General features: G+C 66.1%; 24 protein-coding genes. 16 read left to right on the top strand and 8 right to left on the bottom strand.

The annotated features are described in order from the left end of the window. The first annotated feature begins 488 nt into the window (after positions 1-488). From KW835_RS19880 to KW835_RS19840, 10 genes are all read left to right on the top strand, one after another. Positions 489-1,151: a hypothetical protein gene (locus KW835_RS19880; RefSeq protein ID WP_218385612.1), complete on the top strand. Its 663-nt coding sequence runs from the start codon at positions 489-491 to the stop codon at positions 1,149-1,151. Between the two features lie 44 nt (positions 1,152-1,195). Further along, positions 1,196-1,912, top strand: a complete 717-nt coding sequence (locus tag KW835_RS19875; protein WP_218385610.1) for a CPBP family intramembrane glutamic endopeptidase — start codon at positions 1,196-1,198, stop codon at positions 1,910-1,912. A gap of 166 nt (positions 1,913-2,078) precedes the next feature. Beyond that, the gene (gene modA / locus KW835_RS19870; protein WP_218385609.1) at positions 2,079-2,849 is read left to right on the top strand and encodes a molybdate ABC transporter substrate-binding protein; all 771 of its coding nucleotides are present in this window, start codon (positions 2,079-2,081) and stop codon (positions 2,847-2,849) included. A 51-nt stretch (positions 2,850-2,900) separates the two neighbouring features. Further along, positions 2,901-3,581, top strand: coding sequence for a molybdate ABC transporter permease subunit (gene modB, locus KW835_RS19865; RefSeq protein WP_218385601.1), 681 nt, complete (start codon positions 2,901-2,903; stop codon positions 3,579-3,581). Beyond that, positions 3,581-4,681 (top strand): molybdenum ABC transporter ATP-binding protein, encoded by a 1,101-nt coding sequence (gene modC / locus KW835_RS19860; RefSeq protein ID WP_218385590.1) that lies wholly within the window; start codon positions 3,581-3,583, stop codon positions 4,679-4,681. Before modB ends, modC begins: the two co-directional genes overlap by 1 nt. A gap of 64 nt (positions 4,682-4,745) precedes the next feature. Further along, positions 4,746-6,443: an EAL domain-containing protein gene (locus tag KW835_RS19855; protein ID WP_218385588.1), complete on the top strand. Its 1,698-nt coding sequence runs from the start codon at positions 4,746-4,748 to the stop codon at positions 6,441-6,443. Next, positions 6,440-7,570 (top strand): saccharopine dehydrogenase NADP-binding domain-containing protein, encoded by a 1,131-nt coding sequence (locus KW835_RS26920; RefSeq protein WP_339385449.1) that lies wholly within the window; start codon positions 6,440-6,442, stop codon positions 7,568-7,570. Before KW835_RS19855 ends, KW835_RS26920 begins: the two co-directional genes overlap by 4 nt. A 5-nt stretch (positions 7,571-7,575) precedes the next feature. Then, on the top strand, positions 7,576-7,971 hold the full coding sequence (locus KW835_RS19850; protein WP_255593697.1) for a DoxX-like family protein: 396 nt from the start codon (positions 7,576-7,578) through the stop codon (positions 7,969-7,971). Beyond that, a complete protein-coding gene (locus tag KW835_RS19845) occupies positions 7,968-8,444 on the top strand; it encodes a DUF2269 domain-containing protein (protein ID WP_218385585.1) in 477 nt (158 codons plus the stop codon). The genes KW835_RS19850 and KW835_RS19845 overlap by 4 nt, the downstream gene beginning before the upstream one ends. 39 nt (positions 8,445-8,483) lie before the next feature. Next, the gene (locus KW835_RS19840) at positions 8,484-10,181 is read left to right on the top strand and encodes an AarF/ABC1/UbiB kinase family protein (protein ID WP_218385583.1); all 1,698 of its coding nucleotides are present in this window, start codon (positions 8,484-8,486) and stop codon (positions 10,179-10,181) included. Positions 10,182-10,342: 161 nt separating this feature from the next. On the opposite strand, the gene KW835_RS19835 is transcribed toward KW835_RS19840, so the two are convergent. The 3 genes from KW835_RS19835 to KW835_RS19825 all read right to left on the bottom strand — a co-directional run bounded on the left by KW835_RS19835 (position 10,343) and on the right by KW835_RS19825 (position 12,743). Further along, positions 10,343-11,170 (bottom strand): extracellular solute-binding protein, encoded by an 828-nt coding sequence (locus KW835_RS19835; RefSeq protein ID WP_218385641.1) that lies wholly within the window; start codon positions 11,168-11,170, stop codon positions 10,343-10,345. An 83-nt stretch (positions 11,171-11,253) separates the two neighbouring features. Then, entirely contained in the window at positions 11,254-12,000 is a 747-nt protein-coding gene (locus KW835_RS19830) for a phosphate ABC transporter ATP-binding protein (protein WP_255593687.1), read from the bottom strand. A 5-nt stretch (positions 12,001-12,005) separates the two neighbouring features. Then, on the bottom strand, positions 12,006-12,743 hold the full coding sequence (locus tag KW835_RS19825) for an ABC transporter permease (RefSeq protein WP_218385582.1): 738 nt from the start codon (positions 12,741-12,743) through the stop codon (positions 12,006-12,008). A gap of 62 nt (positions 12,744-12,805) precedes the next feature. Here KW835_RS19825 and KW835_RS19820 point away from each other — a divergent pair, with 62 nt between their 5' ends. The 5 genes from KW835_RS19820 (at position 12,806) to KW835_RS19800 (ending at position 17,925) form a co-directional block, all read left to right on the top strand. Then, complete coding sequence (locus KW835_RS19820) at positions 12,806-13,930, top strand: substrate-binding domain-containing protein (RefSeq protein ID WP_218385580.1); 1,125 nt, start codon at positions 12,806-12,808, stop codon at positions 13,928-13,930. Positions 13,931-14,152: 222 nt separating this feature from the next. Next, positions 14,153-14,692, top strand: a complete 540-nt coding sequence (locus KW835_RS19815) for a TRAP transporter small permease subunit (RefSeq protein ID WP_218385578.1) — start codon at positions 14,153-14,155, stop codon at positions 14,690-14,692. A gap of 115 nt (positions 14,693-14,807) precedes the next feature. Continuing rightward, positions 14,808-16,325 (top strand): TRAP transporter large permease subunit, encoded by a 1,518-nt coding sequence (locus KW835_RS19810; protein WP_218385576.1) that lies wholly within the window; start codon positions 14,808-14,810, stop codon positions 16,323-16,325. A 70-nt stretch (positions 16,326-16,395) separates the two neighbouring features. Continuing rightward, on the top strand, positions 16,396-16,887 hold the full coding sequence (locus KW835_RS19805) for a hypothetical protein (RefSeq protein ID WP_255593686.1): 492 nt from the start codon (positions 16,396-16,398) through the stop codon (positions 16,885-16,887). Positions 16,888-17,361: 474 nt separating this feature from the next. Continuing rightward, entirely contained in the window at positions 17,362-17,925 is a 564-nt protein-coding gene (locus KW835_RS19800; RefSeq protein ID WP_218385575.1) for a dihydrofolate reductase family protein, read from the top strand. Between the two features lie 85 nt (positions 17,926-18,010). On the opposite strand, the gene KW835_RS19795 is transcribed toward KW835_RS19800, so the two are convergent. The 5 genes from KW835_RS19795 to KW835_RS19775 form a co-directional block, all read right to left on the bottom strand. Beyond that, positions 18,011-19,093, bottom strand: coding sequence for a TRAP transporter substrate-binding protein (locus KW835_RS19795; protein WP_218385573.1), 1,083 nt, complete (start codon positions 19,091-19,093; stop codon positions 18,011-18,013). A 333-nt stretch (positions 19,094-19,426) separates the two neighbouring features. After that, entirely contained in the window at positions 19,427-20,509 is a 1,083-nt protein-coding gene (locus tag KW835_RS19790; RefSeq protein WP_218385571.1) for a TRAP transporter substrate-binding protein, read from the bottom strand. A 315-nt stretch (positions 20,510-20,824) separates the two neighbouring features. Beyond that, a complete protein-coding gene (gene dxs, locus KW835_RS19785; protein ID WP_218385569.1) occupies positions 20,825-22,726 on the bottom strand; it encodes a 1-deoxy-D-xylulose-5-phosphate synthase in 1,902 nt (633 codons plus the stop codon). 100 nt (positions 22,727-22,826) lie between these two features. Further along, positions 22,827-23,768 (bottom strand): polyprenyl synthetase family protein, encoded by a 942-nt coding sequence (locus tag KW835_RS19780; RefSeq protein ID WP_218385636.1) that lies wholly within the window; start codon positions 23,766-23,768, stop codon positions 22,827-22,829. A 29-nt stretch (positions 23,769-23,797) separates the two neighbouring features. Beyond that, complete coding sequence (locus tag KW835_RS19775; protein WP_218385568.1) at positions 23,798-24,040, bottom strand: exodeoxyribonuclease VII small subunit; 243 nt, start codon at positions 24,038-24,040, stop codon at positions 23,798-23,800. Between the two features lie 325 nt (positions 24,041-24,365). On the opposite strand from KW835_RS19775, the gene KW835_RS19770 reads away from it, so the two are divergent. Next, the gene (locus KW835_RS19770) at positions 24,366-25,505 is read left to right on the top strand and encodes an aromatic ring-hydroxylating dioxygenase subunit alpha (protein ID WP_218385566.1); all 1,140 of its coding nucleotides are present in this window, start codon (positions 24,366-24,368) and stop codon (positions 25,503-25,505) included. Positions 25,506-25,551: the final 46 nt, after the last annotated feature.

Below are 25,551 nucleotides of genomic sequence, written 5' to 3'. Positions count from 1 at the left end.
CCAGATCACCTCAGCAGGGCTAGTGGTAAGTGGGTATGCGTCTCAACAATTCTTTTAACGCCGACACGCTTCGTGGGCGGCAGTAACTCCAACTTTGAACGTCCGCTTCTCCTTGCTGCAACCGACCCCTCCTGGCCGAATTCAGCCCCACTTTGAGGGGCCCTAGCGGGCCCGCTACAGTCTTCCAAGTCTTCGCAAAGCGGTCATTCAGGACATGCAGGTTGCACTGCGGATTTCTGGCCGAATTCAGCCCTGCCAGGGGGCGCGATCGGGTGTCGGCAGCCTGTCATCGCTGCCGGCGCATTGGTCAAGTCGCGATGGACTGAGCGTTCAGGTGCGGCCGAAACACGCAGCTTGATGCAAGCACCATTCACTGCTCTGGACTATGGGGCGCGGCACTCAATGGTGCCAGAATCCGCCGAGCGGATATCTCGTGGCACCTCGCTCTTTTTCTTGAGCAGGGTTTAAGGGAGGGAATTGTGGATCCGATGAAGTTGCTTCGCAGCCTGGAGGAGTTCGTCTTCGAGGCGATCGCGCTTTTGCTGTTCTATCCCAAGACTCTGCTCAGGATCATGTTCAGACCTCTGCGGGCCATGCAATACGCCGAGCAGGAAGAGGCACAGGCCAAGACAACCCCTTATGACGACGCGGTGAGCCCACCCCTTTTGCTGCTCATCACACTCCTGATTGCCAACGGCGTGGGACTGGCATTGCATGTGCCGCAAGCAACAGATGCTTCACATCTGGCACGCGCGCTCCTGGACTCGCCCCAGAACTTGCTGATGTTCCGCAGCCTGCTGTTCAGCCTGATCCCGCTGACGGCTGCGGTGCTTTTATTGCACCGTGGTGGGCAGGCGACCTCGCGCACAGCTTTGCGGGGGCCATTTTTTGCACAGTGCTACCTGACCTCGCCATTCGCGCTGCTCATTTCACTGGGCCTTATTGCCATGCAGACGCCACGCACAGGCTTCGCAACAGGTGGCGCCGTTGCTTGCACACTGGCCTTGGTCTGGATGTTGGGTGTACAGGCAGCCTGGTTTCGCATCAGGTTGGGAATCAGCACATTGGCAGCCATGGCGATCGGCGTGAGCCTGTTGACGTGGGCCTTTGTCTGTGTTTTTCTTGTCGCCTTGCTTCTCGCAACGTTCTAGGATCTGGAGAAATCATGCGCCTTCAACCTCGGTGGTGGATTGGAGTGGCGGCGTTCCTGGCCTATGCAGCCTGGTTGATGGCGGTGTGGACCTTCCTGGGCATCGACTATGCAGCGCTCGGAACGCAAGAAAATCTGTTGCGCGCCATCATCCTGCCGCTGGGCGTAGCAGCCATTGCGCTGACGGTCTTCAACTGGTGGTCAGGATGGTGGAAGCAAACGACCCATGAGCCAAGGCTGCGTGCGCCACTTTTCCTTGCAATACTGGCTCTGCCAATTGTGGGCTTCGTCAGCCTCAACCTCTATGCCACGGGCTGGGCCACGCTCGGCGTTGAGCACACCCTGATACTGGCGGTGGCGATGCTTCTGGTGGGGTTCTGTGAGGAGATGGTCACACGCGGCGTCTTGCTTGTGTCGCTGCGTGGCTCACTGAAGTCAGAGGCGTGGGCGTGGTTCTGGTCAAGCACATTGTTCGGGCTGCTGCACGCAACCAATGCATTCTTCGGCCTGGGCAGTGCCGCCCTGGTGCAGGTGGTGCTTGCGTTTTGCGCGGGCACTGGACTCTACCTGGTTCGCCGCCTGACGGGATACATCTGGGTGGCCATGGTGGCGCACGCACTGTGGGATTTTTCCAGCCTGGCACGCGGCCAGGCACCCGCATCAGAATCCATGGCCGCCTTGTACTTCCTGGCCGGCATTTACGCTGCTTCGCTTGTCCTGGTCTTCCTGGTGCTGCGACAAGGCTCTTCGCGCAAGCCTTAACAGCCGCAACAAGCTGTCCGGAGTCTCACGAACCTGCGGGAACCCCGCTTGCCCAGGGCGCGGCCGCAACGGATCGCTCCGTACAGGGCGGATTGGGTCACAGGCCACTTGCGGGGCCTATACTCGCTATTCCAATCATGAATAGCGCACCGCCGCGCCCACCGCCATGCTCCGCCACCCAGTTCCTGTGCTCCGCAACCTCGTTGGATCGGTCGGGTTCGCCCTGGCCTCTGTGCATGCGGCGCAAGCCGACACCGTAGCCGTCGCAGTCGCAGCCAACTTCACCGCACCGATGCAGAAGATAGCCTCCGCCTTCGAGGCCGAGACGGGGCACAAGGCCGAGCTGTCGTTTGGCGCCACCGGCAAGTTCTACGCGCAGATCACGAATGGCGCACCGTTTCAGATCCTGCTGTCGGCCGACGACACCACGCCCGCCAAGCTGGAAAGGGAAGGCAAGGCCGTCGCCAACTCCCGTTTCACTTACGCCATCGGCACGCTGGTGCTGTGGAGCGCGCAGCCTGGCTATGTGGATGGGCAGGGTGCTGTACTCAAGACAGGCGATTTCAAGCATCTGGCCATCGCCAACCCCAAGCTCGCGCCGTACGGTCTGGCCGCGATGCAGGCCATGGACAAGCTGGGGGTGACCGCGCAGCTGCAGCCGCGCTTCGTGCAGGGCGAGAACATTGCCCAGACGCACCAGTTCGTTGCAACCGGCAATGCGCAACTTGGTTTTGTCGCACTGTCACAGGTGATGGCCGACGGCAAGCTCGCCAGCGGCTCGGCATGGCAGGTGCCGGCCAACCTGCACGAGCCGATCCGCCAGGATGCGGCCCTGCTCATGCCCGGCAAGGACAGCACCGCTGCGAAGGCTTTGCTCGGCTTCCTGCGCGGCGACAAGGCCCGGGCCATCATCACGTCCTACGGCTATGGTTTCTGACCATGCGCGGGGCGCGCTGGCGCCCTTTCACACCGACCCGGTTCATTGCCCATGCCTTTTTCCAGCGCCGATCTTGCGGCCATCGGCCTGACCCTGCGCCTGGCCGGCACCACCATGGCGCTGCTGCTGGTGCTGTGCACGCCGCTGGCCTGGTGGCTTGCGCACACGCCTTCGCGCTGGCGCGGGCCGGTGTCGGCCCTTGTGGCACTGCCGCTGGTGCTGCCGCCCACGGTGATCGGCTTTTACCTGCTGGTCACGCTGGGCCCCCACGGTCCCATCGGGCAGTTCACCCAGGGGCTGGGGCTGGGGACGCTGCCCTTCACGTTCTGGGGGCTGGTGGCGGGTTCGCTCATCTATTCGCTTCCCTTCGCGGTGCAGCCACTGCAGCATGCGTTCGAGAGCATCGGCCAAAGACCGCTGGAAGCCGCGGCCACTCTGGGCGCGGGGCCGCTGGACCGGTTTTTCACCGTGGCGCTGCCACTGGCCCGCCCGGGCTTCATCACGGCGGCGATCCTGAGCTTTGCGCACACGGTGGGCGAGTTCGGCGTGGTGCTGATGCTGGGTGGCAACATCCCCGGCGTGACGCGCGTGGTGTCGGTGCAGATCTACGACCATGTGGAGGCGCTGGAATACACGCAGGCGCACTGGCTCGCCGGGGGCATGGTGGTTTTCTCTTTCCTGGTGCTGCTGGGGTTGAACCTCACGCGGCGTCGTGCATCGATGGTGTCCTGATGAGCGCCAGCCCACCGAGTTCGCAACAGATCGTCGCCAGGCTGCACCTGGCGCGGCCAGGGTTCACGCTGGATGTGGACCTGCGCCTGCCCGGGCGCGGCGTGACCGCGCTGTTCGGCCCATCCGGCTGCGGCAAGACCACGTGTCTGCGCGCCATCGCCGGCCTGGAACGCGCCCGGCCGGGCCGCGTGCAGGTCAACGATGAGGTCTGGCAGGACGATACGCTGCAGGTCTGGCGTGGCACGCACGAGCGCGCGCTGGGCTATGTGTTTCAGGAAGCGAGCCTGTTCGACCACCTCACGGTACAGGGCAACATCGGCTACGGCCAGAAGCGCACGCCGCCCGCACGCCGCCAGGTGGCGCTGGAGCAGGCAGTGGAGCTGCTGGGCATCGGCCACCTGATGGACCGCAAACCCCAGGCCCTGTCAGGTGGCGAGCGCCAACGCGTGGCAATGGCACGCGCCCTGGCCACCAGCCCGCGCTTGCTGCTCATGGACGAGCCGCTGGCCGCGCTCGACGCGCCGCGCAAGGCCGAGGTCCTGCCTTACCTCGAGAAACTGCACCGAGCGCTGGACATCCCGGTGCTGTACGTGAGCCACGCCATCGACGAAGTAGCCCGCCTGGCGGCCCACATGGTGCTGCTGGAGGATGGCCGCGTGAGGGCCCAGGGGCCCACGTCCGAGCTCATCGTGCGGCTGGACCTGCCGCTGGCCCACGGCGACACTGCGGCCACCGTGATCGACTGCCAGGTGACCCTGCACGATGACCACGATCACGTGACCACGGTGGCCTTCGCGGGCGGGCAACTGCTGCTGGTCAGCCCCGGCGAGCATGCCGTGGGCGACACGATCCGGCTGCGCATCCAGGCCCGCGATGTGAGCCTGGCGCTCGCGCCCCCCGCCGATACAAGCATCCTGAACATCCTGCCCGCCACGGTGGTGCAGCTCGCACACGACAGCCCGGGCCAGTTGATGGTGGCCCTGGACGCCGGGTCGACGCGGCTTCTCGCGCGGGTCACGCAGCGCTCGGCCACTGCGCTGGGCCTGGTACCGGGCAAGCCGGTGTACGCGCAGATCAAGGGCGTGGCCATCGTCAACTGAAACGCGGAATGGGCGCCAGCGGCGGTGCGGGTCGTATGATGACCGCTCACAAAGAGGGTGGGACATGGTTTCAATCTGGCATGACGCCGCGCAGGCGTTCGCGGTGGCGTTTCCTGCGCCGCTCCAAGGCCTGCTGTTCTGGGCCACGGCGTCGCTGGTGGTGCACGTGTGCCAGCGGCTGGTGGAGCACACCGCCTTCTCGGTGGACCCGCCCAGCCGGCGCGTGAGCGCATCGCATGCATCGCTGGGCATCGGGTGCATCGTCTGGGCGCTGGATGTGGTGGGCCTCTTCATGTATGACGAGCTTGCGCACCACACCGTGGCGCTCGACCTGGTGCCCGCGCTCAGCGGGCTGATCATCATGGCCGTGAGCACGCGGCTGACCATCCCGACGCTGAGCACCAGCGCCAACCGGCTGCACATTGCGGTGGCGGGCGCTGGCCTGGCGGCAGGCATGCTGCTGGCGCACTTCGCCATCACGCAGGACCAGGTGCGCAGCTTCGCCGCTGTGAACTGGATGGCCATCGTGCTGGCGGCGGCCATCGCGCTGTGCCTGGCCACCTGGACATCCATTCGCCACCGGGCCGCCAAGCTGAGCGTGCTGACTTCCCACATCCTGCGCCGCTCTTGGGAAGAAAAGGCCGTGTGCGGCGCCGCGATCCTGCTGCTGCATTGGTTGCTGATCAACACCTTCCCCCTGTCCAGCGCCCCTGCCGGCGACACTGCACGCCACGGTGCGCTGCTGATCAGCGTGCTGGTGTTCGGCACCGCTCTGGCCGTGGAGCAGATGCGCAACATGCACTTCGACGCAGGCCGCCAGCAACTGCTGCGCAGGGGACTGTCGATGATGCGAGGCTCGAGCATGGCGCACAACCCCGATCGCGACCTGCAGCTGTCCCTCATCGCAGACCGGCTGCCCGACCTGCTGCAGCCAGACCGGCTGGCGCTGCACTTCCAGCCCATCGTGGACCTGCGCCAGCCCGGCGCGCAGTTCGAAGCGCTGCTGCGCGTGAAGGACCCTGCCCTGGGCCCGCTCAATCCCGAGATCTTCCTGCTGGCCTGCGAACTGCAGGGCCGCACGGCCGACGTGGACCGGATGATCATGCGCAACGCTCTGGACAGCTTGGCTGCGTGGCGCGGGCAAGGTCTGCTGCAGGTCACCATCAGCGTGAACGTGGCGCCGGTCACGCTGATGGCCCCAGGTTTTGCCGACTGGCTTCACATCGAGCTGGCCCAGCGTGCCCTGCCCCACCGCACGCTGCGGCTGGAGATGACCGAACACTCCGTCATCGCCCTGGGCGCTCCCATGGTGGAGGCGTTGCAGGCGCTGCGCACGCTGGGCATCGCGGTGGTGCTGGATGATTTCGGCACCGGATACTCGTCGCTGGGAATGCTGGCGGAACTTCCCGTCGCAGGCGTCAAGTGCGACAGGCTCTTCGTGCAGCAACTGGCCAGCGATGCCCGCAGGCAGTCGCTGTTGCGGCACATCGGCGCCCTGGCACGCGAGCTCGGCCTGTCGGTGGTCGTGGAGGGCGTGGAAACCACCGGCGAACTGCAGGCCGTGGCGGCAGCGGGCCTGCACGCCATCCAGGGCTACCTGTACAGCAGGCCCATTGCATCGGCCAGCGTACCCAGCTGGTACAACACCGAGATGCCGCCGCGCCGCAAGGCCCTGCAGGCACTGCTTACGCCCCCCGCGCTGCTCTCCTCCCAGCCACCAGGCGCCGACTTCCTGCACTCCGTCCACCCTTCCCATCCGTGACAGCACTCACCACACTGGTCCTTGGCGGCTATGGCAACTTTGGCGCACGCATCTGCCGTGCGCTCGCGTGCGATCCGGCCCATCACCACCGCATGGCCGTGCTCGTGGCAGGGCGCGACGCGTCCCGTGCGCAAGCGTTTGCAGCCACGCTGAACCACGGCGCGCGCGGCGTGGCCCTGGACCACCAGGCACCTGGCCTGGCCGACCAGCTGCGCGCTCTGGGCGTGGGCCTGGTGATCCACACGGCCGGCCCGTTCCAGGCGCAGGCCTACGCGGTGGCGCAGGCAGCGGCCGAGGCCGGCGCGCACTACATCGACCTGGCCGACGGCCGTCGATTCGTGTGCGACTTTCCGGCATCGGTGCACGGCGACTTCGTTGCGGCGCAGCGCACGGCCATCACCGGCGCGAGCACCGTGCCCGCGCTATCGTCGGCCGTCATCGACCATCTGTGTGCGGGGTGGCAGCACATCGACAGCATCGACATCTGCATCGCCCCCGCTCAGCGCGCGCCGCGCGGACAGGCCACGCTGGAGGCAGTGCTGAGCTACTGCGGGCTGCCCATTCCCGTGTGGGAAGGCGGACAGTGGCAACCCCGGCGCGGTTGGGCCGAACCCGTGCCGGTGCACTTCAAGCGCCTGCGCCCACGCCTGGCCGCCGTGTGCGACATCCCGGACCTGGAGCTGTTCCCGCAGCGCTATCAGGTGCGCGACCGGGTGGTCTTCAGGGCCGCGCTGGAAGTGGGCCTGGCACAGCGCTGCTTCGCCGCCATCGCTGCACTGCGCCACCGGGGCGTGCTGCCGCACCCCGAGCGCCTGGCCGGGCTGCTGCACCGCGCAGGGGGCGTCCTGGACGTGCTGGGCACGCCGCTGGGCGGCATGGTGGTGCGGGTGGCGGGCATGGATGCGCATGGCACGACGCGTCGCCGCGCATGGCACATCGCGGCCGACAACGACCACGGCCCGGAGATCCCTTGCATGGCAACCATCCTGCTGGCGCGGCGCCTGGCGGCAGGCAACCCGCTTCCCGTAGGTGCGCACACCAGCACCGGTTTGCTCGCGCTCGAGTCCTTCGCGCCCGAATTCGCCCGCTGGGGCATGGTGACCGATGTGGTGGAAGAGCCCGCGTGAGCGCCCTGCCAACAGCCACCGAGCGCCTGCTGCGCTACAGCCTTGTGGCAGTGTGGCTCATCACGGCCGTTGTCAGTGTGCGGGAGCTGCACGGCCAAAGCCGCGACCTGCTGGCCGGCGTGCCGGACGCGCTGCAAGCTGCTGGCTGGACCACTGCGCTCATCCTGGGCGGCGCGGCTGCCGATGCTGTGCTGGGCCTGTGGATGGCATGTCGCCCGGGCCGCGCCGCGTATGCCACCGCGCTGGCGCTGATGGCCGCCATGACCGCCCTGGCCACGGTGATCCAGCCCGACCTGTGGCTGCACCCGCTCGGCCCCTTGACCAAGAACCTGCCCATCGCCGCCATTCTTTGGGTACTGCTGCAAAACACGCCGCACCCACGGCGCGCGGATCGACCATGAGCCTGTACCTCGTCCTCAAGTGGATCCACATCCTGTCCAGCATGCTGCTGGTGGGCACGGGCCTGGGGTCGGCGTTCTACATGTTCTTCACCAACCGCAGCGGCAACCTCCAGGCCCAGGCCGTGGTCACGCGGCTGGTGGTACGCGCGGACTGGTGGTTCACCACGCCCACGGTGCTCATCCAGCCGGCCACGGGCCTGGCCATGGCGCACCTGGCGGGACTGCCGCTGGCCACGCCGTGGCTGGCGACGTCCCTGGGGCTGTATGCGCTGGCGGGCGCCTGCTGGCTGCCTGTGGTGTGGCTGCAGCTGCGCATGCGCGACATGGCAGCCCAGGCGGTCCGCACCGGCACGGACCTGCCCCCGAAATACTGGCAGCATGCGCGCTGGTGGGAGGCACTGGGGTACCCAGCTTTCGCGGCCATGGCATTTGTGCTCTACCTCATGGCGGCCAAGCCCACGCTTTGGGGCTGAAACGGCCCAGGCACCGGCAGCGCGCCATATCATGCCCACATGCTCATAGAGACCCTGGACACCGCGCGCGACCTCGGACGCCTCAAGGAAATTCTGGGTGTGATGGTGCGCCATGGCTTTGGTGACACCGTGCGCCGACTGGGCCTGGCCGACAAGCTCGAGCGTGCCGGCCAGGCCCTGCACTGGACGCATGCTGCCGACCTGGCACGCGTGGAGCCTCCAGTCCAGGTTCGGCTCGCCCTGGAAGAGCTGGGTCCGACCTTCGTCAAGTTCGGGCAGATCCTCGCGGGCCGAGCCGATCTGTTCGGGCCGGAGTGGATCGCCGAGTTCGAGAAGCTGCACAGCCAAGTGCCGGCCGTGCCCCTGGAGGTTCTGCGCCCTCAACTGCGCGAAGACCTGGGCGCGGAGCCCGAAGCCGTATTCGCGTGGTTCGACCCAGACCCCCTGGCCGCCGCGTCCATCGCGCAGGTACATCGCGCCCGGCTGCAGGGCGGCGCCGAGGTCGTGGTCAAGATCCGCCGTCCCGGCATCGCCGACATCATCCATGCCGATCTGCGCCTGCTGCACCGACTGGCAGCGCTGGCCGAGGCCGAGCTGCCCGCGGTCAAGCCCTACCGACCGCAGCAGTTGGTGCGCGAGTTCGCACGCTCGCTGCGCCGCGAACTGGACCTCGCGGGCGAATGCAGGCAGGCCGAACGCATTGCCGCCAACATGGCACAGCTGCCGCACGTCCTGATCCCTCGCGTGCACTGGGAGCACACGTGCGAGCGCATCAACGTGCAGGACCTCGTCACCGGCGTGCCCGGCAGCGCGCTGGAGGCACTGACCCCCGAAGCCGGCTTCGACCGTCAGGTCCTGGCACAGCGCGGCGCCCAGGCACTGCTCAAGATGATCCTGGAAGACGGCCTATTCCATGCAGACCCGCACCCGGGCAACGTGTTCTACCAGCCTGGCAACCGCATCGCGTTCATCGACTTCGGCATGGTGGGGCGGCTGTCGCAGCGCCGCCGCGACGAACTGCTGCAGCTGCTGCTGGGCCTGGTGGAGCACCAGCCGCAGGCCGTGGCCGACGTGCTGCTGGACTGGACGGGCGACGAGCACGGCATCAACCTGGGCCAGTTGGAGACCGAGATCGAGGCCTTCGTGGACCAGTACCACGGCGTGCCACTGGCGCAACTGAGCCTGGCGCAGATGCTGGCAGACGTGACCGCCCTGCTGCGCGAGCACCACCTGGCACTTCCGGCGGATCTGGCACTGCTGATCAAGGCCTTCATCGCGCTGGAGGGCATGGGCCGCAACCTGGACCCGGGCTTTCACATGGCGACGCAGGCGCTGCCGCTGCTCAGGCAGGTGGCCCGGGACCGTTACCAGCCCCGCGCACTGGCCGGGCGCGCGCTGTGGACGCTGCGCCGCACGCTCTCCACCGTAGAGCAGTTGCCCGACGACATGGCGCGGCTGCTGCGCAATGCGCGGCGGGGGCGCCTGCAGGTCGGCATCGAGCTGGCGCACCTCAAGCGCGTGGGCGACCAGATCGACCGCTCAGCCAACCGGCTGGCGATGGCGCTGGTGATCGCGGCGCTGATCATCGGCTCATCCATCGTGATGACGGTCAAGGGCGGTCCCACGCTGTTCGGCCTGCCGGCCTTCGGCTTCCTCGGCTTTTTCGGCGCCGTGGTCTGCGGACTGTGGCTGGTACGCGCGATCTGGCGCAGCTCACACCACCGGGACGACGAGTGACACCAGGGCCCGTATCCCACCGGTGCGTCGCCAACCTGTTGCCGGGCTTACCAACCTACCGCGAGGGACACTCTGCACGAATCATCGCCCCCGAGGAACCGGCTTCGGCGGGCCGCCGGGGGCGTCCCCCTTGGGGGGATGACGCGAAGCGGCTCAGGGGGCTACCTTCCAGCGTTGGGAAAGAACAGCTGCTCACCGCCGATCTTGTAGCTGGCGATGACCTGCTGGCCGGCGGGCGACACGACCCAGTCGACGAATTTTTGCGCGTCCTGCGCCTTCACGTGCGGGTGCTTGGCGGGGTTGACCACCATCACGCCGTACTGGTTGAAGAGCCTGGTGTCGCCCTCCACCAGGACGGCCAGGTCGGCACGGTTCTTGAAGTTGAGCCAGGTGCCGCGGTCGGCCAGCACGTAGGCGTTGCTCGACGCCGCGATGTTGAGCGCGGGGCCCATGCCGCAGCCGCATTCCTTGTAGCCGCTGCCCTTGGCGGCATCGGCGCCCGCAAGCTTCCAGTAGCGCAGCTCGGCCGCGTGCGTACCGCTTTTGTCGCCGCGCGAGATGAAGTTGACGTTGCCGGCCGCGAGCTTTTGCAGCGCCTGCACGATGTCCTTGCCGCGAGTGCCTGCGGGGTCCTCCTTGGGGCCGACGAGGATGAAGTCGTTGTACATGACCGGGTAGCGCTTGACGCCCCAGCCATCAGCCACGAACTTTTCTTCGGCAGCCTGGTCGTGCACGAACAGCACGTCGGCGTCGCCACGGCGCGCCATGTCCAGCGCCTGGCCCGTCCCCAGCGCCACCACCTTCAGGTCGATGCCGCTGGTCTTCTTGAACTCGGGCAGCAAATGGCTGAACAGGCCCGACTGCTCGGTGGACGTGGTGGAGGCCATCGTGATGCTTTGTGCGGACGCCGCGCCAGACGCTACAAAAATAATAGCTGCCAACGCTGGCTGAATGCGCGATACAGTGCCAAAAAGCTTGAAATTCTTCATCGCCGGGCCGCCCCAGGATGAAAATGCGGTCCCCTTGGGAGACTGCGACCACATGAAGCGTGGGGCGTGGGGGTCAGTTCCTGTCATACCAGTTCTCCTTTGACAAACAAACGGGCGGCCTCGGGCAGGGGGCCGTTGAAGAAATCGTGCACGGGCAGGTCGGCCACCAGGCGGCCATGCTCCATGTACACAACGCGGCTGGCCAGGCGTTTGACCTGACCCAGGTTGTGGCTGCTGAACACCATGGTCACCGGATGGGCAGGGCCGCCAGAGCCATGGCTGGCGGCGAAGTCGGCCATCAGCGCCTCGACCTCGCGCTTGGCGTGCGGGTCCAGGCTGGCGGTGGGTTCGTCAAGCAGCAGTACATCGGGCCGCAGCGCCCAGGCGCGCGCCAGCGCCAGCCGCTGCTGCTGCCCGCCCGAGAGCGTGCGCGCGTTCTGCGCAGCAATGCCCTGCAGACCCACACGCTGCAGCGCAGTGAGTGCGGCCAGCCGTGCATCGCGCCAGCGCATGCCGCGCAGCCACAGTGCCAGCGCCACGTTGTTGAGCGCGCTGGTGCGCAGCATGTGCGGGCGCTGGAACAGCATGGCCTGGCGCAGCGCACGGTCACGCTGCAAGCCGCCCCCGCCGTTCGCATCCGCCAGGCCGTGCAACACGCGCAGCAGCGTGCTCTTGCCACTGCCGTTGGCTCCCACCAGGGCCACGCGCTCGCCAGGCACGATGCGCAGGCTCACACCCCGCAAGGCCTGCACACTGCCGTAGCACACGGTGATCTGGCGCAGGTCCATCCAGGGTGCGGTGTCCGCGGCGGCAGTTTCTGTATGGCGCATGGCACTCATGCCGCCACCCCGACCGGCATGCTGTCAGACGCGCCGTCCACGCGCTCGCGCCAGCGGCGCACCAGGGCAATCACCACGTTGAGCGCCAGCACAACAGCCAGCAGGAGCATGCCCAGCGCCAGCGCCAGAGGCAGGTCTCCCTTGCTGGTCTCCAGCGCGATCGCCGTGGTCATCACGCGCGTGAAGCCGTCGATGTTGCCGCCCACGATCATCACGGCACCCACTTCGGAGATGGCGCGGCCGAACGATGCGATCAGCACGGTGAGCAGCGCATAGCGCTCGTCCCAGGCCAGCAGCAGGCTGCGCAGCAAGGTGCCCGCGCCCAGCGAACGCAACTGCTCGCCGTGCGCACGCTCGGCGTCTTCGACCGCCTGACGCGTGAGCGCGGTGACCACGGGCAGCACCAGGACGGCCTGGGCCAGTACCATTGCCTTGAAGCTGAACAGCCAGCCGAGCGAGCCAAGCGGCCCGCTGCGCGAGAGCAGCAGGTAGACCACCAGGCCCACCACCACGGACGGCACGGCCAACAAGGTGTTGAGCACCGCCAGCACCGCCCCGCGCCCCGCAAAGCGAGCCACGCCAAGCCAGGCCCCCAGCACCAGCCCCAGGCCGCAGGCCAGCAGGCAGGCCGTCGCGCTGACGGACAGCGAACGGCCCACGATGGTCCACAGAACGGGGTCGAGGGAGAGGGTCAGTTGCAGCGCTGTGCTCGCGCTTTCGGTCAGCGTGGACATGGTTCTTCCATTGGATTGGGCTATCGTAGGCACCCTGCCAATATCCAGCCATATGAAATCCTGTGCATAGGGTCCAACTCCACTACACACTGAGCCGCGATGCGGGCACCGCGCTCATCCGCAACCCTCTGCCGGAGCTGCTGCAAGCCGTGTCGGAACACGGCTCCATATCGGGAGCCGCGCGCGCGCTGGATCTGTCGTACCGCCACGTCTGGGGCGCACTCAAGCGCTGGGAAGAACAGTTGGGCGGCGAGCTCATCATCTGGGGCAAGGGCCAGTCGGCGCAGCTCAGCGAGTTCGGCACCAAGCTGCTGTGGGCTGAGCGCCAGGCCCAGGCCCGCCTGGCACCGCAGATCGCCGCGCTGCACGCCGACCTGGAGCGCGCATTTGCCGTGGCGTTCGACCCCAGTGCCCATGTGCTCACCCTGTACGCCAGCCATGACGACGCGCTGGCCGCGCTTCGCGCACACGCCGCCACGCCGGGCCGCGCCGGTGGACTGCACCTGGACATCCGTTTCACCGGCAGCGTGGACGCGATCCGCGCGCTCAACGAGGGCCGCTGCACCCTGGCGGGCTTCCACACGGTCGAGAAGGCTGAGGCCGGCTCCCTGACGGCTCGCACCTACCAGCCGCTGCTGCAGCCGGGCCTGCACAAGATCATCGGCTTTGCGCAGCGCACGCAGGGCCTGATCGTCGCTCCGGGGAACCCCTTGCAGTTGCACAGCCTGGACGACGTGGCCCGCACCGGCGCACGCTTCGTGAACCGCCCTCTGGGCACCGGCACCCGGGTGCTGCTGGATGACCTGCTGGCCCAGGGCGCACTGGCACCGAGCGCGATCCAGGGCTACGCGACCCATGAAACATCCCACACTGCCGTGGCCCAGGCGGTTGCCGCCGGCGCTGCCGACGTGGGCATGGGGATCGAGCTGGCTGCCCGCGCACGGGGGCTGGGGTTCGTGCCGCTGGTGCACGAGCGCTACCACCTGGCCTGCCTGAAGGCCAGCCTGGACCAGCCTGCCACCCTCGCGCTGCGCAACCTGCTGCAGACGCCGGACTGGCTGCAGCAGATGGCCGCGCTGCCGGGGTACACCCCGCTGCGCTGCGGCGAGGTGCTGGCCATGAGCACGGTGCTGCCCTGGTGGCGGTTTGAAAGGCCCAAACGCGCGCCGGGCGCCAAGACCTCCTGACGGCAAGCGCCGCCGGGCCGTGCAGGGCCTGGTCAGACCCACAAGCTGCCGCAAAGCGCCGGCCGGCGCGGCCTCGTGAGATACAACCTGAGGAAAACCCCATGTCGGCGCGTCAGGCTTTCTTCAGCGCTTGGAGAGTAGGATGCGCGTTACTTTCAGACACCCTCGGACCCGGCAGCGCATTGGGTCCGTTACCGTTTTTATATCTTCAGGAGACACAACGTGTCAGCACTTCTCAAATTGGCCTTGGGCATGGACTGGATTTCCAGCAAGCTCAGCAAGATCGCTACCTGGACCGTTCTCGCCGCAGCGCTCATCTCCGCTGGCAATGCCTTCGTGCGCTACGGCATCGACATGAGCTCCAACGCATGGCTCGAGATCCAGTGGTATCTGTTTGCCGCCACCGTGATGCTGGGCGCGCCCTTCGTGTTGATGCTCAACGAACATGTGCGCGTGGACATCATCTACGGCAAGCTGCGCGGCAACAAGCAGGTGTATGTGGACATCGCTGGCCTGGCTCTGTTCCTGCTGCCGGCCATGGCCCTCATCGCGTACCTGAGCTGGCCCCTGTTCGAGCGCGCCTTCATCTCGGGCGAAATGTCGGGCAATTCCGGCGGCCTGATCCGCTGGCCCGCCATCGTGCTGATGCCCGTGGGCTTCAGCCTCATGTTCCTGCAAGGCATCGCCGAGATCATCAAGCGCGTGGCCTACCTTCGCGGCATCTACCAGATGAACACCCACTACGAAAAGCCGGTGCAGTAAGCAGCCAGCACCATTGGCCGCCAAGCGACGCGCCATGAAGAAGGACCCGCGGCAACACGGCCCCGCTTGAGCGGTCCCGCCGCGCTCTCACTCCCGGAATTTCAGGAACAACAAAATGCACATGGAAAACTTCGCCCCGATCATGTTCGCGGGGCTGGTGGTGGTGATGCTGATCGGCTTCCCCGTCGCATTCTCACTAGCCGCACTGGGGCTCGCCTCTGGCTTCTTCGCCATCGAGATGGGGTGGTTCCCACCGGTGTTCATGGCCAACCTGCCCATCAACATCTTCGGCATCCTCTCCAACGAACTGCTGCTGGCGATCCCGTTCTTCACGTTCATGGGCGCCATCCTCGAGAAATGCGGCCTGGCCGAAGACATGCTCGACTCCATGGGCCAACTCTTCGGCACCGTGCGCGGCGGCCTGGGCTACTCGGTGATCATCGTGGGCTTCATCCTCGGCGCCATCACCGGCACCGTGGCTGGTCAGGTGATTGCCATGGCCCTGATCTCGCTGCCCGTGATGATCCGCTACGGCTACAACATGCGCTACGCCACCGGCGTGCTGGCCGCCTCGGGCACCATCACGCAGCTGGTGCCGCCATCGCTCGTGCTGATCGTCATGGCCGACCAGTTGGGCCGCTCGGTGGGCGACATGTATCGCGGTGCCTGGGGCCCCTCCATCCTGCAGGTGCTGATCTTCGCGGGCTACACCTTCTTCCTGGGCGTGTTCAAGCCGCACTACCTGCCGGGCATACCAAAGGAAGCGCGCACCATGTCGGGCGCCAAGCTGTGGCTCAAGTGCCTGCGAGGCATCATCCCGTCGGCCCTGCTGATCTTCGCAGTGCTGGGCTCCATGGGCGGCCTGCCCGGCATCGACACTGCGATCGCCACCCCCACCGAAGCCGGCGCCATGGGCGTGGTCGGCGCCATGCTGCTGGCCGCCATCCACAAGCGCCTGACCCTGGCGCTCATGTGGGAGGCCATGCAGGGCACGATGCGCCTCACGGCCATGGTCGTGTTCATCCTGATCGGGGCACGCGTGTTCTCGATGGTGTTCCAGGGCGTGGACGGTGCCAAGTGGGTGGAGCACATGCTCTCGGGCCTGCCCGGCGGCCAGATCGGTTTCCTGATCGCCGTCAACTTCTTCATCTTCTTCCTGGCGTTCTTCCTCGACTTCTTCGAGATCGCCTTCATCATCCTGCCCATGCTGGGCCCGGTGGCCGACAAGCTGGGCATCGACCTGATCTGGTTCGGCGTGCTGCTGTGCGTGAACATGCAGACGAGCTTCATGCACCCGCCCTTCGGCTTTGCGCTGTTCTACCTGCGGGGTATCGCCAACACGCTGTTCAAGGAAGGCCGCATTCCCAAGCCGGTGCTGTCCAGCGACATCTACATGGGCGCCATCCCTTGGGTGATCATGCAGTTGCTGCTGGTGGCGATCGTGATCTTCGTGCCCCAGACCGTCACGATGTTCCTGCCCAAGGCCGAGGTCATCGACACCGACAAGGTGCAGATCGAAGTGCCCGTGGACGACATGCGCAACGAAGAATCCTCCGGCGGTGAAAACCCCTTTGGCGACTCCGCCACGCCTCCCGCAGAACCCGCAGCAGCCCCTGCCGAGCCTGCCAAGTGACCCGCAGACCCTGTGATCCCGTGATGGCGCGTGCGTCCTGCCCAGCACTGCAAACCATGGTGGCGCGCGCATGCTGATGAACATTGCGCCCCAGCCCCTGATGGAGCCCTTCCGCTTCGCCCCCAAAGACGGCGAAGTGGTGGGTGCGGCGTTCTCGCCCACCTTCCGGGCTTTTGCCACGGTGATCGTGGGCGGCTGCACCCTGTGGTTCGCCCAGCTTTGGTCGCGCGGCGCCCTGGGCAGCGGCGTGAGCAACGGCACCGGCTGGTTCATCGCCGGCCTGGCGCTCATGGCCTGGACCTGGTGGAGCATCATGGTCAGCCGCACCCGCATCACCCCCAGCGGCCTGCACCAGCGCTGGGTGTGGGACAAATCCATGGCCTTCGACGATCTGGCCTACGTGCGCCTGATCCGCGTGCCGGGCCTGAGCTGGCTGATCGCGCCGCGGCTATACGTGCGCACGCTGGCGGGCAAGTTCACGGTGTTTTATGGCGCTACGCCGCAGCTGATGGCGGAGTTTGAGCGCATTGGCGCGGAACTCAAGGCGTTTCGGCAGTTTTGATCGCCACAGCGCCGGCGATGACACCTGTCTCTGCCAAAACAAGAACCGCGCCGAGGCGCGGTTTTTTCTTGCCGTTTGATTGCAGCAGCATTTCCGGGAACGTCCGGCCAACGCCGCACCGAGGCGCCCCCTGGGGTGTATGTGGCGAGCGCTCAGCTGAACCGTTCGCCGTCTTCGTTTTTCTTCTTGTCCCGGTCGCAATGCCAATTGATGGCAAGGAAGATGCCCGAGCCGAACACGAGAGCCTTGACACAATGAAGACTACCTGAACCCAATCCAACTTGGAGCATTTCCTGGCCAGCACCTGTCGGCTTGTTGCTGCACACTGTCCACCGGATGGCGGCAAGCCAGTGTGCCTGCAGCGCTGGACATCTTGTCTCGCGTGCCAGGGACACGGAGTGCTGAACTCACGCGCTCTGAGGCGACCCGAGCGCTGCAGCAAAGAACTGAACGACGAACACGCGGAGCATTCACATGGGACGTCTCACCTTCAGCCTCAACCTCACACTGGACGGCTGCATCGACCACCAGGAAGGCATCGCCGACGACGAGACACATGCGTTCTTCACCCATCTCATGGACGAGCACGGAGCACTGCTTTGGGGCCGAGTCACCTACGAGATGATGGAGGGCTACTGGCCGGCCGTGGCGCGCGGCGATGTGCAGGCACCGCCCGCTGTGCACGAATGGGCGGTAAAGCTGGACGCCAAGCCGAAGTACGTGGTGTCATCCACTCGCACCCGGTTTTCGTGGGCCCAAAGCCGCCACCTCGGTGCCACAGACCTGTGCACGAAGGTGCGGGCGCTGAAGGACGCGACCCGTGGCGGCGTGCTGCTCGGTAGTGGCAAGCTCGCGGCGGCGCTGGACGCGCTGGACCTGATCGATGAGTACCGGCTCCTCATCCATCCCCGCATCTCCGGCCACGGCCCCACCCTTTACGAAGGCGGGCTGCCCGACACGCGGCGGCTTGAGCTGATCACGGCGACCCCGCTGCGCAACGGCGCAATCGCAGTGCACTACCGGCGCGCCCGAGGCTGACCAGGGAGAGCGCGCGCCGGTCGCGCCCATGAAAAAACCGCGCCGAGGCGCGGTTTTGGTTGGCTGTGACTGGTGTCGTACCAAATCAGAGCTTGACGGTCTGCATGTAGCTGTCGAAACGGCCTTCTGCCACGCGGAACCATGCCACCTGGTCCTTCTGGAATGTGGCGAAGTCGGTGTAGATCTTCTTCCACTCGGGGCTCTTGGCGCTGTTTTCTTCGTACACGGCCAGGGATGCCTTGTACGAAGCATCCAGGATTTCCTTGCTGAAAGGCAACAGCTTGGTCTTGGCGCCGATCAGTTGCTTCAGGGCGACGGGGTTGCGGGCATCGTACTTGGCCAGCATGTCGACCGAAGCCTGGGCGGCTGCGGCGGCGATGATGGCCTTATTCTCAGCCGACAGTGCGTCGAAGGCTTTCTTGTTGATGAAGAAGTCCACTTCAGGACCGCCTTCCCACCAGCCGGGGTAGTAGTAGTTCGGAGCGACCTTGTTGAAGCCCAGTTTCTGGTCGTCGTACGGACCCACCCACTCGGCCGCATCGATCGTGCCCTTCTCCAGTGCCTGGTAGATTTCGCCGCCAGGCAGGCTCTGGGGCACAACGCCCAGCTTGGTCATCACGTCACCCACCAGACCGCCACCCAGGCGCATCTTCAAGCCCTTGAGGTCGGCAGGGGTCTTGATTTCCTTGCGGAACCAGCCGCCCATCTGCGTGCCCGTGTTGCCGCCGGCAAAGCTCAGCATGCCGTAGCCGCCATAGAACTCGTCCATCAGCTTGCGGCCATTGCCGTGCAACATCCAGGCGTTCATCTGGCGTGCGTTCAGACCGAAAGGAATTGCCGAGCCCATGGCGAATGCCGGGTTCTTGCCGTAGAAGTAGTAAGGCACCGTGTGGGCCATTTCGACAGAGCCTTGCTGCACGCCGTCGACCACGCCGAAGGGGGGCATCAGCTCGCCGCCCGCGTGGACCGATATCTCGAACTTGCCTCCGGACATGGCCTTGACGGCGTTGGCGAACACTTCAGCGCCACCGTAGATGGTGTCCAGGGGCTTGGGGAAGCTCGATGCCAGGCGCCAGCGCACTGCGGCTTGCGCGTGCACTGCTGGTGCCACACCGGCAGCCAGCACACCGGCAATACCTGCCTGCTTGATGATGGAACGACGATCCATGGGTTCTCTCCGAAATACTTGTGATTGCACACCCTGGCAAGCAAGCGGGTTGCCCGCTGCCAAGGACCTTCTAGCCCGATTGATTGTAGGAACATGCCCCCCCGCGGATTTGGGGGTTTTCCCGTGAAAGCCCGGTGCGCGCATACGGGCTTCAGGGTTCTGCAAGCATCGGCCAAAAGCCATTCAAGAAGCGTGCGACGCCCGCTGGGCAAGCGTCTTCGCCAGCCTCAGAAACTGGCGCGCCCCATGCGAGTGCACCCGCGGAACTGGCTTTGCCAGGCCGCTGGGTGTGTCCCCCTCAGGGGGAAGGCGCCGCAGGCGACTCAGGGGGAGCTAGATCTTCTGCGCCGACATGAACGTGTCATAGCGCGCTTCCGCAAACCGGAACCACAGGATCTGGTCGCGCTGGAAATTGCGCATGTCGCCGTAGATCTTCTTCCACTCGGGGCTCTTGGAGTCGTTCTGCGCGAAGACTTCCATCGATGCCTTGAAGGCTGCGTCCATCACGGTCTGCGAGTAAGGCAGCACCTTGGTCTTGGCAGCCACCAACTGCTTGAGCGCGTTGGGATTGAGCGCGTCGTACCGGGCCAGCATGTCCGTGTGCGCGATCGATGCCGCAGCCTCGATGATGAAGCGGTAGTCGGGCGTGAGCGACTCGTACGCCTTCTTGTTCACATAGAGGTCGACTTCGGGGCCGCCCTCCCACCAGCCAGGGTAATAGTAGTAAGGCGCCACCTTGTTGAAGCCCAGCTTCTGGTCATCGTAAGGACCGATCCACTCGGCCGCATCGATCACGCCCTTTTGCAGTGCCTGGTAGATCTCGCCGCCCGGCAGGCTTTGCGGAATGGCGCCCAGCCGCTGCATGACCTCGGCCACCAACCCGCCACCCACTCGGATCTTCAGGCCTTTGAAGTCCGCAGGCGTTTTGACCTCGCGCAGGAACCAGCCGCCCATCTGCGTGCCAGTGTTGCCGCAGGCAAAACTCACGATGTTGTAGCCGGCATAGAACTCGTTCATGAGCTTGCGCCCGTTGCCATGCAGCATCCAGGCGCTCATCTGCCGGGCATTGAAGCCGAAAGGCACCGCGCAGCCCAGCGCGAACGCCGGGTTCTTGGCATAGAAGTAATAAGGCACGGCGTGGCACATCTCCACCGCGCCGCTCTGCACGCCGTCCACCACATCGAACGGGGGCATGAGTTCTCCGCCGGGGTGGACCGAAATCTCGAACTTGCCGTTGGACAGGGTGCGCACGGCCTTCGCGAACACTTCGGCGCCGCCGAAGATGTTGTCCGAAGAGCGAGGGAAACTGGATGCTATGCGCCACCGCAGCGTGGCCTGGGCATGCACGGCCGGAGCAACGCCTGTGGCCAGTACACCCGCCAGACCGGAGTGCTTGATGAGCGAACGGCGATCCATACAAAAAGTCTCCAGAGGGGTGGTGGTGCCGGAAGGGAGTAGCCCCGGGCGCCCTTGCAGCGCCCGCACGGGCTGGTGGCCCGTTGCTTTTTGTCGCAATTGTAGGAGGCAGAGGTGCGGGCTGCCCTCTAGGTTTTCCCGGGCACGGGGCAGCACCTTCCCCACCCTGGCCGAGCGCAGCGCGACTTGGTGCCAAAGTAATGGCGCCACGTGCCACGACGCGGCGAATGCGGCGGGCCATCATCGCACGGCCCATGCGAGCCGCCCCGGCCAGTTCCAACAGTCAGTGCCGCACCACCCCTGGCGGCGTACAGATCAGGACGCCAGAAAGCGATCGCGGATGGACTGCTCGATGCCCCTGGCATCGAGCCCCTGCAATGCCAGCAACCTGGCGGGGTCGCCATGTTCGATGAACACATCGGGCAGGCCCAGTTGCAGCATGGGACGCACGATGCCCATGGCGTTGAGGGCCTCGGTCACTGCACTGCCTGCTCCGCCCTGGATGGCGCCCTCCTCCAGCGTAACCAGCGCATCGTGGCGCTCTGCCACCTCGCGCAGCAGCGCTTCGTCGATGGGCTTGGCCCAGCGCATGTTGACCACCGTGGCATCGAGTGCCTCGCCGGCCTGCAGCGCAGGGTACAGCAGCGTGCCGAACGCAAGGATGGCGATACGGGGAGCGCCCGCGCCTTCATCCGTGGTCATGCCCGCGCCCTGGCGCTCACGGCGGATCTCGCCTTTGCCGAAGGGCAGGCCTTCCAGGCCCGGCAGGGGTGCCACGCCGGCACCGCTGCCCCGCGGGTAGCGCACCGCGACGGGGTGGTTCTGCGCAAAGGCCGTGGACAGCAGCTGGCGGCACTCCCGCTCATCCGCCGGGCAGGCCATGGCCATGTTGGGAATGCAGCGCACGAACGGGATGTCGTAGGCCCCCGCGTGCGTGGCGCCGTCGGCCCCCACCAGGCCCGCGCGGTCCAGCGCAAAGACCACCGGCAGGTTCTGCAGCGCCACGTCGTGGATCAGCTGGTCGTAGCCGCGCTGCAAAAACGTGGAGTAGATCGCCACCACGGGCTTGACGCCTTCGCAGGCCATGCCGGCCGCAAAGGTCACGGCATGCTGCTCGGCAATGCCGACGTCGTAGTAGCGGTCGGGGAAGCGCTTTTCGAACTCGACCATGCCCGAGCCTTCGCGCATGGCTGGCGTGATGCCTACCAGGCGCATGTCCTGCGCAGCCATGTCGCACAGCCACTGGCCGAACACCTGGGTGAATGTGGGCTTGGGCGGTGTGGCGGGCTTGGTCAGGCCCACGCTGGGGTCGAACTTTCCGGGGCCGTGATAGGCCACGGGGTCGGCCTCGGCCAGCTTGTAGCCCTGGCCCTTCTTGGTCACCACGTGCAGGAACTGCGGGCCCTTGAGGCTCTTGATGTTCTCGAGCGTGGGGATCAGCGAGTCGAGGTCGTGCCCGTCGATGGGGCCGATGTAGTTGAAGCCGAACTTCTCGAACAGCGTGGCGGGCACCACCATGCCCTTGGCCTGCTGCTCGAAGCGCTTGGCCAGCTCCAGCAGCGGTGGCACAGGCTTGAGCACGGTCTTGCCAACGTTCTTGGCGGCCGCGTAGAACTGGCCGCTCATGAGCTGCGCCAGGTAGCGGTTGAGCGCGCCCACGGGCGGGCTGATCGACATATCGTTGTCGTTGAGCACCACCAGCAGGTTGCAGTCGGCCACGCCCGCGTTGTTCAGCGCCTCGAAGGCCATGCCTGCCGTCATGGCGCCGTCGCCGATGATGGCCACCGCGTGGCGGTTTTCACCCTTGCGCTTGGCGGCCAGCGCCATGCCCAGTGCGGCGGAAATACTGGTGCTCGAATGCGCCGTACCGAAGGTGTCGTACGGGCTTTCGGCGCGCTGCGGGAACCCTGAGATGCCGCCGAACTGCCGCAGGGTCTGCATGCGGTCGCGCCGGCCGGTCAGGATCTTGTGCGGATAGGTCTGGTGGCCCACGTCCCACACCAGCCGGTCTTCGGGGGTATTGAAGACGTGGTGCAGCGCCACGGTCAGCTCCACCGTGCCCAGGTTGGAGCTCAGGTGCCCCCCCGTCTGGGAGACGCTTTGCAGCACGAACTCGCGCAGCTCCGTGGCCAGCGCCTTGAGGTCTGCGCGCGAGAGCTGGCGCAGGTCCGCCGGGTCGTTGATGGTCTGCAGCAGGGGAAAGGATGTCGTGGACATTTACTATTTTTTTGATAGCTGCCGGCGCTTCATGGTAAAGCGCCAGGGGCTGGTTTCAGATGAATTTCATCGTGACCGGCACATGCGGGTCCGGCGGTGCTCAGTGCGACCTGCGCACCACCATGTCTGCCAGCGCCGCCAGAGCGCGCGTATCAGGCAAGCCGCTGCGGGTCAGCGCAGCCTGCGCCTCGTGCAGCAGCTCCTGCGCATAGGCCTGTGCGCGCTCCAGGCCCAGCAGGGACACATAGGTGGGCTTGTCGGCAGCGGCGTCCTTGCCAGCGGTCTTGCCCAGCGTGGCGGAATCGGCCACCACGTCCAGGATGTCATCGACCACCTGGAACGCGAGGCCCATGGCCGCGCCGTAATCCGACAGCGCCTTGTATGCGGGCTGCGCGGCATGGCCGCACACGGCCCCCATGAGCACGCTGCCCTGCAGCAATGCGCCGGTCTTGAGCCGGTGCATATGGCGCAACTGGTCTTCAGTCAGGGCGATGCCCACGCTGGCCAGGTCGATGGCCTGCCCGCCCGCCATGCCCGCCGAACCTGCCGCGCGCGCCAGCAGGCGGCACAGCGCTGCCTGCGTCGCGGCTGGCGTCGTGCTGTCGTCAGGCGTGAGCAGCTCGAAGGCAAACGCCTGCAGCGCATCGCCCGCAAGCAGGGCCTGCGCCTCACCGAACCGCACATGCACCGTGGGCTTGCCCCGGCGCAGGATGTCGTTGTCCATGCAGGGCATGTCGTCGTGGACCAGCGAATACGCGTGAATCAGCTCGACCGCGCATGCGGCGCGCAGGGCGGCATCGTCGAACGCAGCAGCACCAGCGCCTGCGCTGCTGCAAGCCGCCTCATAGGCCGCGAGCACCAGCAAAGGCCGCAAACGCTTGCCGCCATCGAGCACCGCATAGCGCATGGCGTCGCCCAGGCCTGCGGGCGCGCTATCGCCCACCCACTGCGAGAGAGCCCCCTCCACGCGGGCCAGGTGGTTCTGGCTCCAGGAAGCGGCATCAAAAGAAGGGGATGGCGGCGAGGAAGACGAAAGATTCATCGCTGCGGCGGTCGACGCGGGCACTGCACTCATTCCTGGCTCCATGGTTGCAGCTGGCCTTCGTCCAGCACCTTGATCTGGTCCTGCACGGCTTCGAGCCGCTGGCGGCAAAACGCGAGCAGCGCGGCACCGCGCTGGTAGCCGGCCAGCATCTGGTCCAGCGGCAACTGGCCCGACTCGATGCGGGCCACAAGCTGCTCCAGCTCTTCCAGCGCCGCCTCGTAGCTGGCGGGTTCGGAAGGTGGCGCGGGGGTGGAGGGGGCCTTGGGCATGGACGGGGCGGCTGAGCGCGGGTGAAAAAACCGGTCATTTTAGGCGCACCACCGCAGCGCAGGGGGCAGAGCCGGCGCAATGGATGCGGCCCTCCAGATCGGCACCCGGGGGCCACGCCATCGCAGCCAGCCGCACAGCGGGTTTGATCTGGATCCAGGACTGCGCTTTTCAATACACGTAGCTGGGATGCGGGAATAACCCCACCGCCTATAATCCCATTCCCGCACACCGGCTCAGCATCTCTAGCCGGTTTCTTTTTTTTCTGGATGCGCTCTGGCGCACCTCCCGCACTTCCCTGTGGGGAGTCTTTAGGTCAGGTCACCCATGTCTGATTTAAGTCTTCAACTGCAGCAGGCCGCAAGCCAACTACCAGTTTCAAGCTATTTTGACGATGCGCTGTTCCAGCGCGAGCTAGCCACCATCTTTCAGCGCGGGCCCCGCTATGTGGGGCACCAACTGAGCGTGCCGAATGCCGGCGACTACTACGCCCTGCCCCAGGAGGGCGAGGGCCGCGCCCTGGTGCGCAACGCCCAGGGCGGCATCGAGCTGATCTCCAACGTCTGCCGCCACCGCCAGGCGGTGATGCTCAAGGGCAAGGGTTCGCTGCAAGGCCAGGGCAAGGGCCATGCGGGCGGCAACATCGTGTGCCCGCTGCACCGCTGGACGTACAGCCCGAAGGGCGAACTGCTGGGCGCGCCCCATTTCTCGCACGACCCGTGCCTCGACCTGAACAACTACAGGCTGCGGGAGTGGAACGGCCTCCTGTTCGAGGACAACGGCTACGACGTGTCCGCAGACCTGGCCCAGATGGGCCCACGCGCAGACCTCAGCTTCGACGGCTACGTGCTCGACCATGTGGAGCTGCACGAGTGCAACTACAACTGGAAGACCTTCATCGAGGTTTACCTGGAGGACTACCACGTCGGCCCCTTCCACCCGGGACTGGGCAGCTTCGTGACGTGTGACGACCTGCGCTGGGAATTCGGCAAGAACTACTCGGTGCAGACCGTGGGCGTGGCCAACCGGCTGGGCAAGGCCGGCAGCCCGGTGTACGAGCGCTGGCACGAGGCGCTGCTCGCCTTCCGCGAGGGCAAGCCGCCCAAGCACGGAGCCATCTGGCTCACCCTGTACCCGCACATCATGGTGGAGTGGTACCCGCACGTGCTGACCGTGTCCACGCTGCACCCCATCAGCCCGACCAAGACCATGAACATGGTGGAGTTCTACTACCCCGAAGAGATCGCCGCCTTCGAGCGCGAGTTCGTCGAGGCGCAGAAGGCCGCCTACATGGAGACCTGCATCGAGGACGACGAGATCGGCGAACGCATGGACGCCGGCCGCAAGGCGCTGCTGGCGCGCGGCGACAACGAGGTGGGGCCGTACCAGAGCCCCATGGAAGATGGCATGCAGCACTTTCACGAGTGGTACCGCGACGCGATGGGCAATGCTGTGCCTAAGCGCTGAACTGGGGCGCAAAGCCGCGTGAATCCGTGGATTCACACGCAGTGCT

It is taken from the genome of Acidovorax sp. sic0104, from assembly GCF_019219095.1.
Classification (GTDB): domain Bacteria; phylum Pseudomonadota; class Gammaproteobacteria; order Burkholderiales; family Burkholderiaceae_C; genus Acidovorax.
This window is presented reverse-complemented; position numbering and strand designations above follow the sequence as displayed.

Coding starts and splice junctions, on each gene's coding strand:
- KW835_RS19840 (WP_218385583.1), top strand. CDS start 8,484: ATGCTCATAGAGACCCTGGACACCGCGCGCGACCTCGGACGCCTCAAG.
- KW835_RS19880 (WP_218385612.1), top strand. CDS start 489: ATGAAGTTGCTTCGCAGCCTGGAGGAGTTCGTCTTCGAGGCGATCGCG.
- KW835_RS19825 (WP_218385582.1), bottom strand. CDS start 12,743: ATGTCCACGCTGACCGAAAGCGCGAGCACAGCGCTGCAACTGACCCTC.
- KW835_RS19780 (WP_218385636.1), bottom strand. CDS start 23,768: ATGAATCTTTCGTCTTCCTCGCCGCCATCCCCTTCTTTTGATGCCGCT.
- KW835_RS19855 (WP_218385588.1), top strand. CDS start 4,746: ATGGTTTCAATCTGGCATGACGCCGCGCAGGCGTTCGCGGTGGCGTTT.
- KW835_RS19775 (WP_218385568.1), bottom strand. CDS start 24,040: ATGCCCAAGGCCCCCTCCACCCCCGCGCCACCTTCCGAACCCGCCAGC.
- KW835_RS19835 (WP_218385641.1), bottom strand. CDS start 11,170: ATGAAGAATTTCAAGCTTTTTGGCACTGTATCGCGCATTCAGCCAGCG.
- KW835_RS19800 (WP_218385575.1), top strand. CDS start 17,362: ATGGGACGTCTCACCTTCAGCCTCAACCTCACACTGGACGGCTGCATC.
- dxs (WP_218385569.1), bottom strand. CDS start 22,726: ATGTCCACGACATCCTTTCCCCTGCTGCAGACCATCAACGACCCGGCG.
- modA (WP_218385609.1), top strand. CDS start 2,079: ATGCTCCGCCACCCAGTTCCTGTGCTCCGCAACCTCGTTGGATCGGTC.
- KW835_RS19805 (WP_255593686.1), top strand. CDS start 16,396: ATGCTGATGAACATTGCGCCCCAGCCCCTGATGGAGCCCTTCCGCTTC.
- KW835_RS19830 (WP_255593687.1), bottom strand. CDS start 12,000: ATGCGCCATACAGAAACTGCCGCCGCGGACACCGCACCCTGGATGGAC.
- modC (WP_218385590.1), top strand. CDS start 3,581: ATGAGCGCCAGCCCACCGAGTTCGCAACAGATCGTCGCCAGGCTGCAC.
- modB (WP_218385601.1), top strand. CDS start 2,901: ATGCCTTTTTCCAGCGCCGATCTTGCGGCCATCGGCCTGACCCTGCGC.
- KW835_RS19795 (WP_218385573.1), bottom strand. CDS start 19,093: ATGGATCGTCGTTCCATCATCAAGCAGGCAGGTATTGCCGGTGTGCTG.
- KW835_RS19845 (WP_218385585.1), top strand. CDS start 7,968: ATGAGCCTGTACCTCGTCCTCAAGTGGATCCACATCCTGTCCAGCATG.
- KW835_RS19810 (WP_218385576.1), top strand. CDS start 14,808: ATGCACATGGAAAACTTCGCCCCGATCATGTTCGCGGGGCTGGTGGTG.
- KW835_RS19770 (WP_218385566.1), top strand. CDS start 24,366: ATGTCTGATTTAAGTCTTCAACTGCAGCAGGCCGCAAGCCAACTACCA.
- KW835_RS19790 (WP_218385571.1), bottom strand. CDS start 20,509: ATGGATCGCCGTTCGCTCATCAAGCACTCCGGTCTGGCGGGTGTACTG.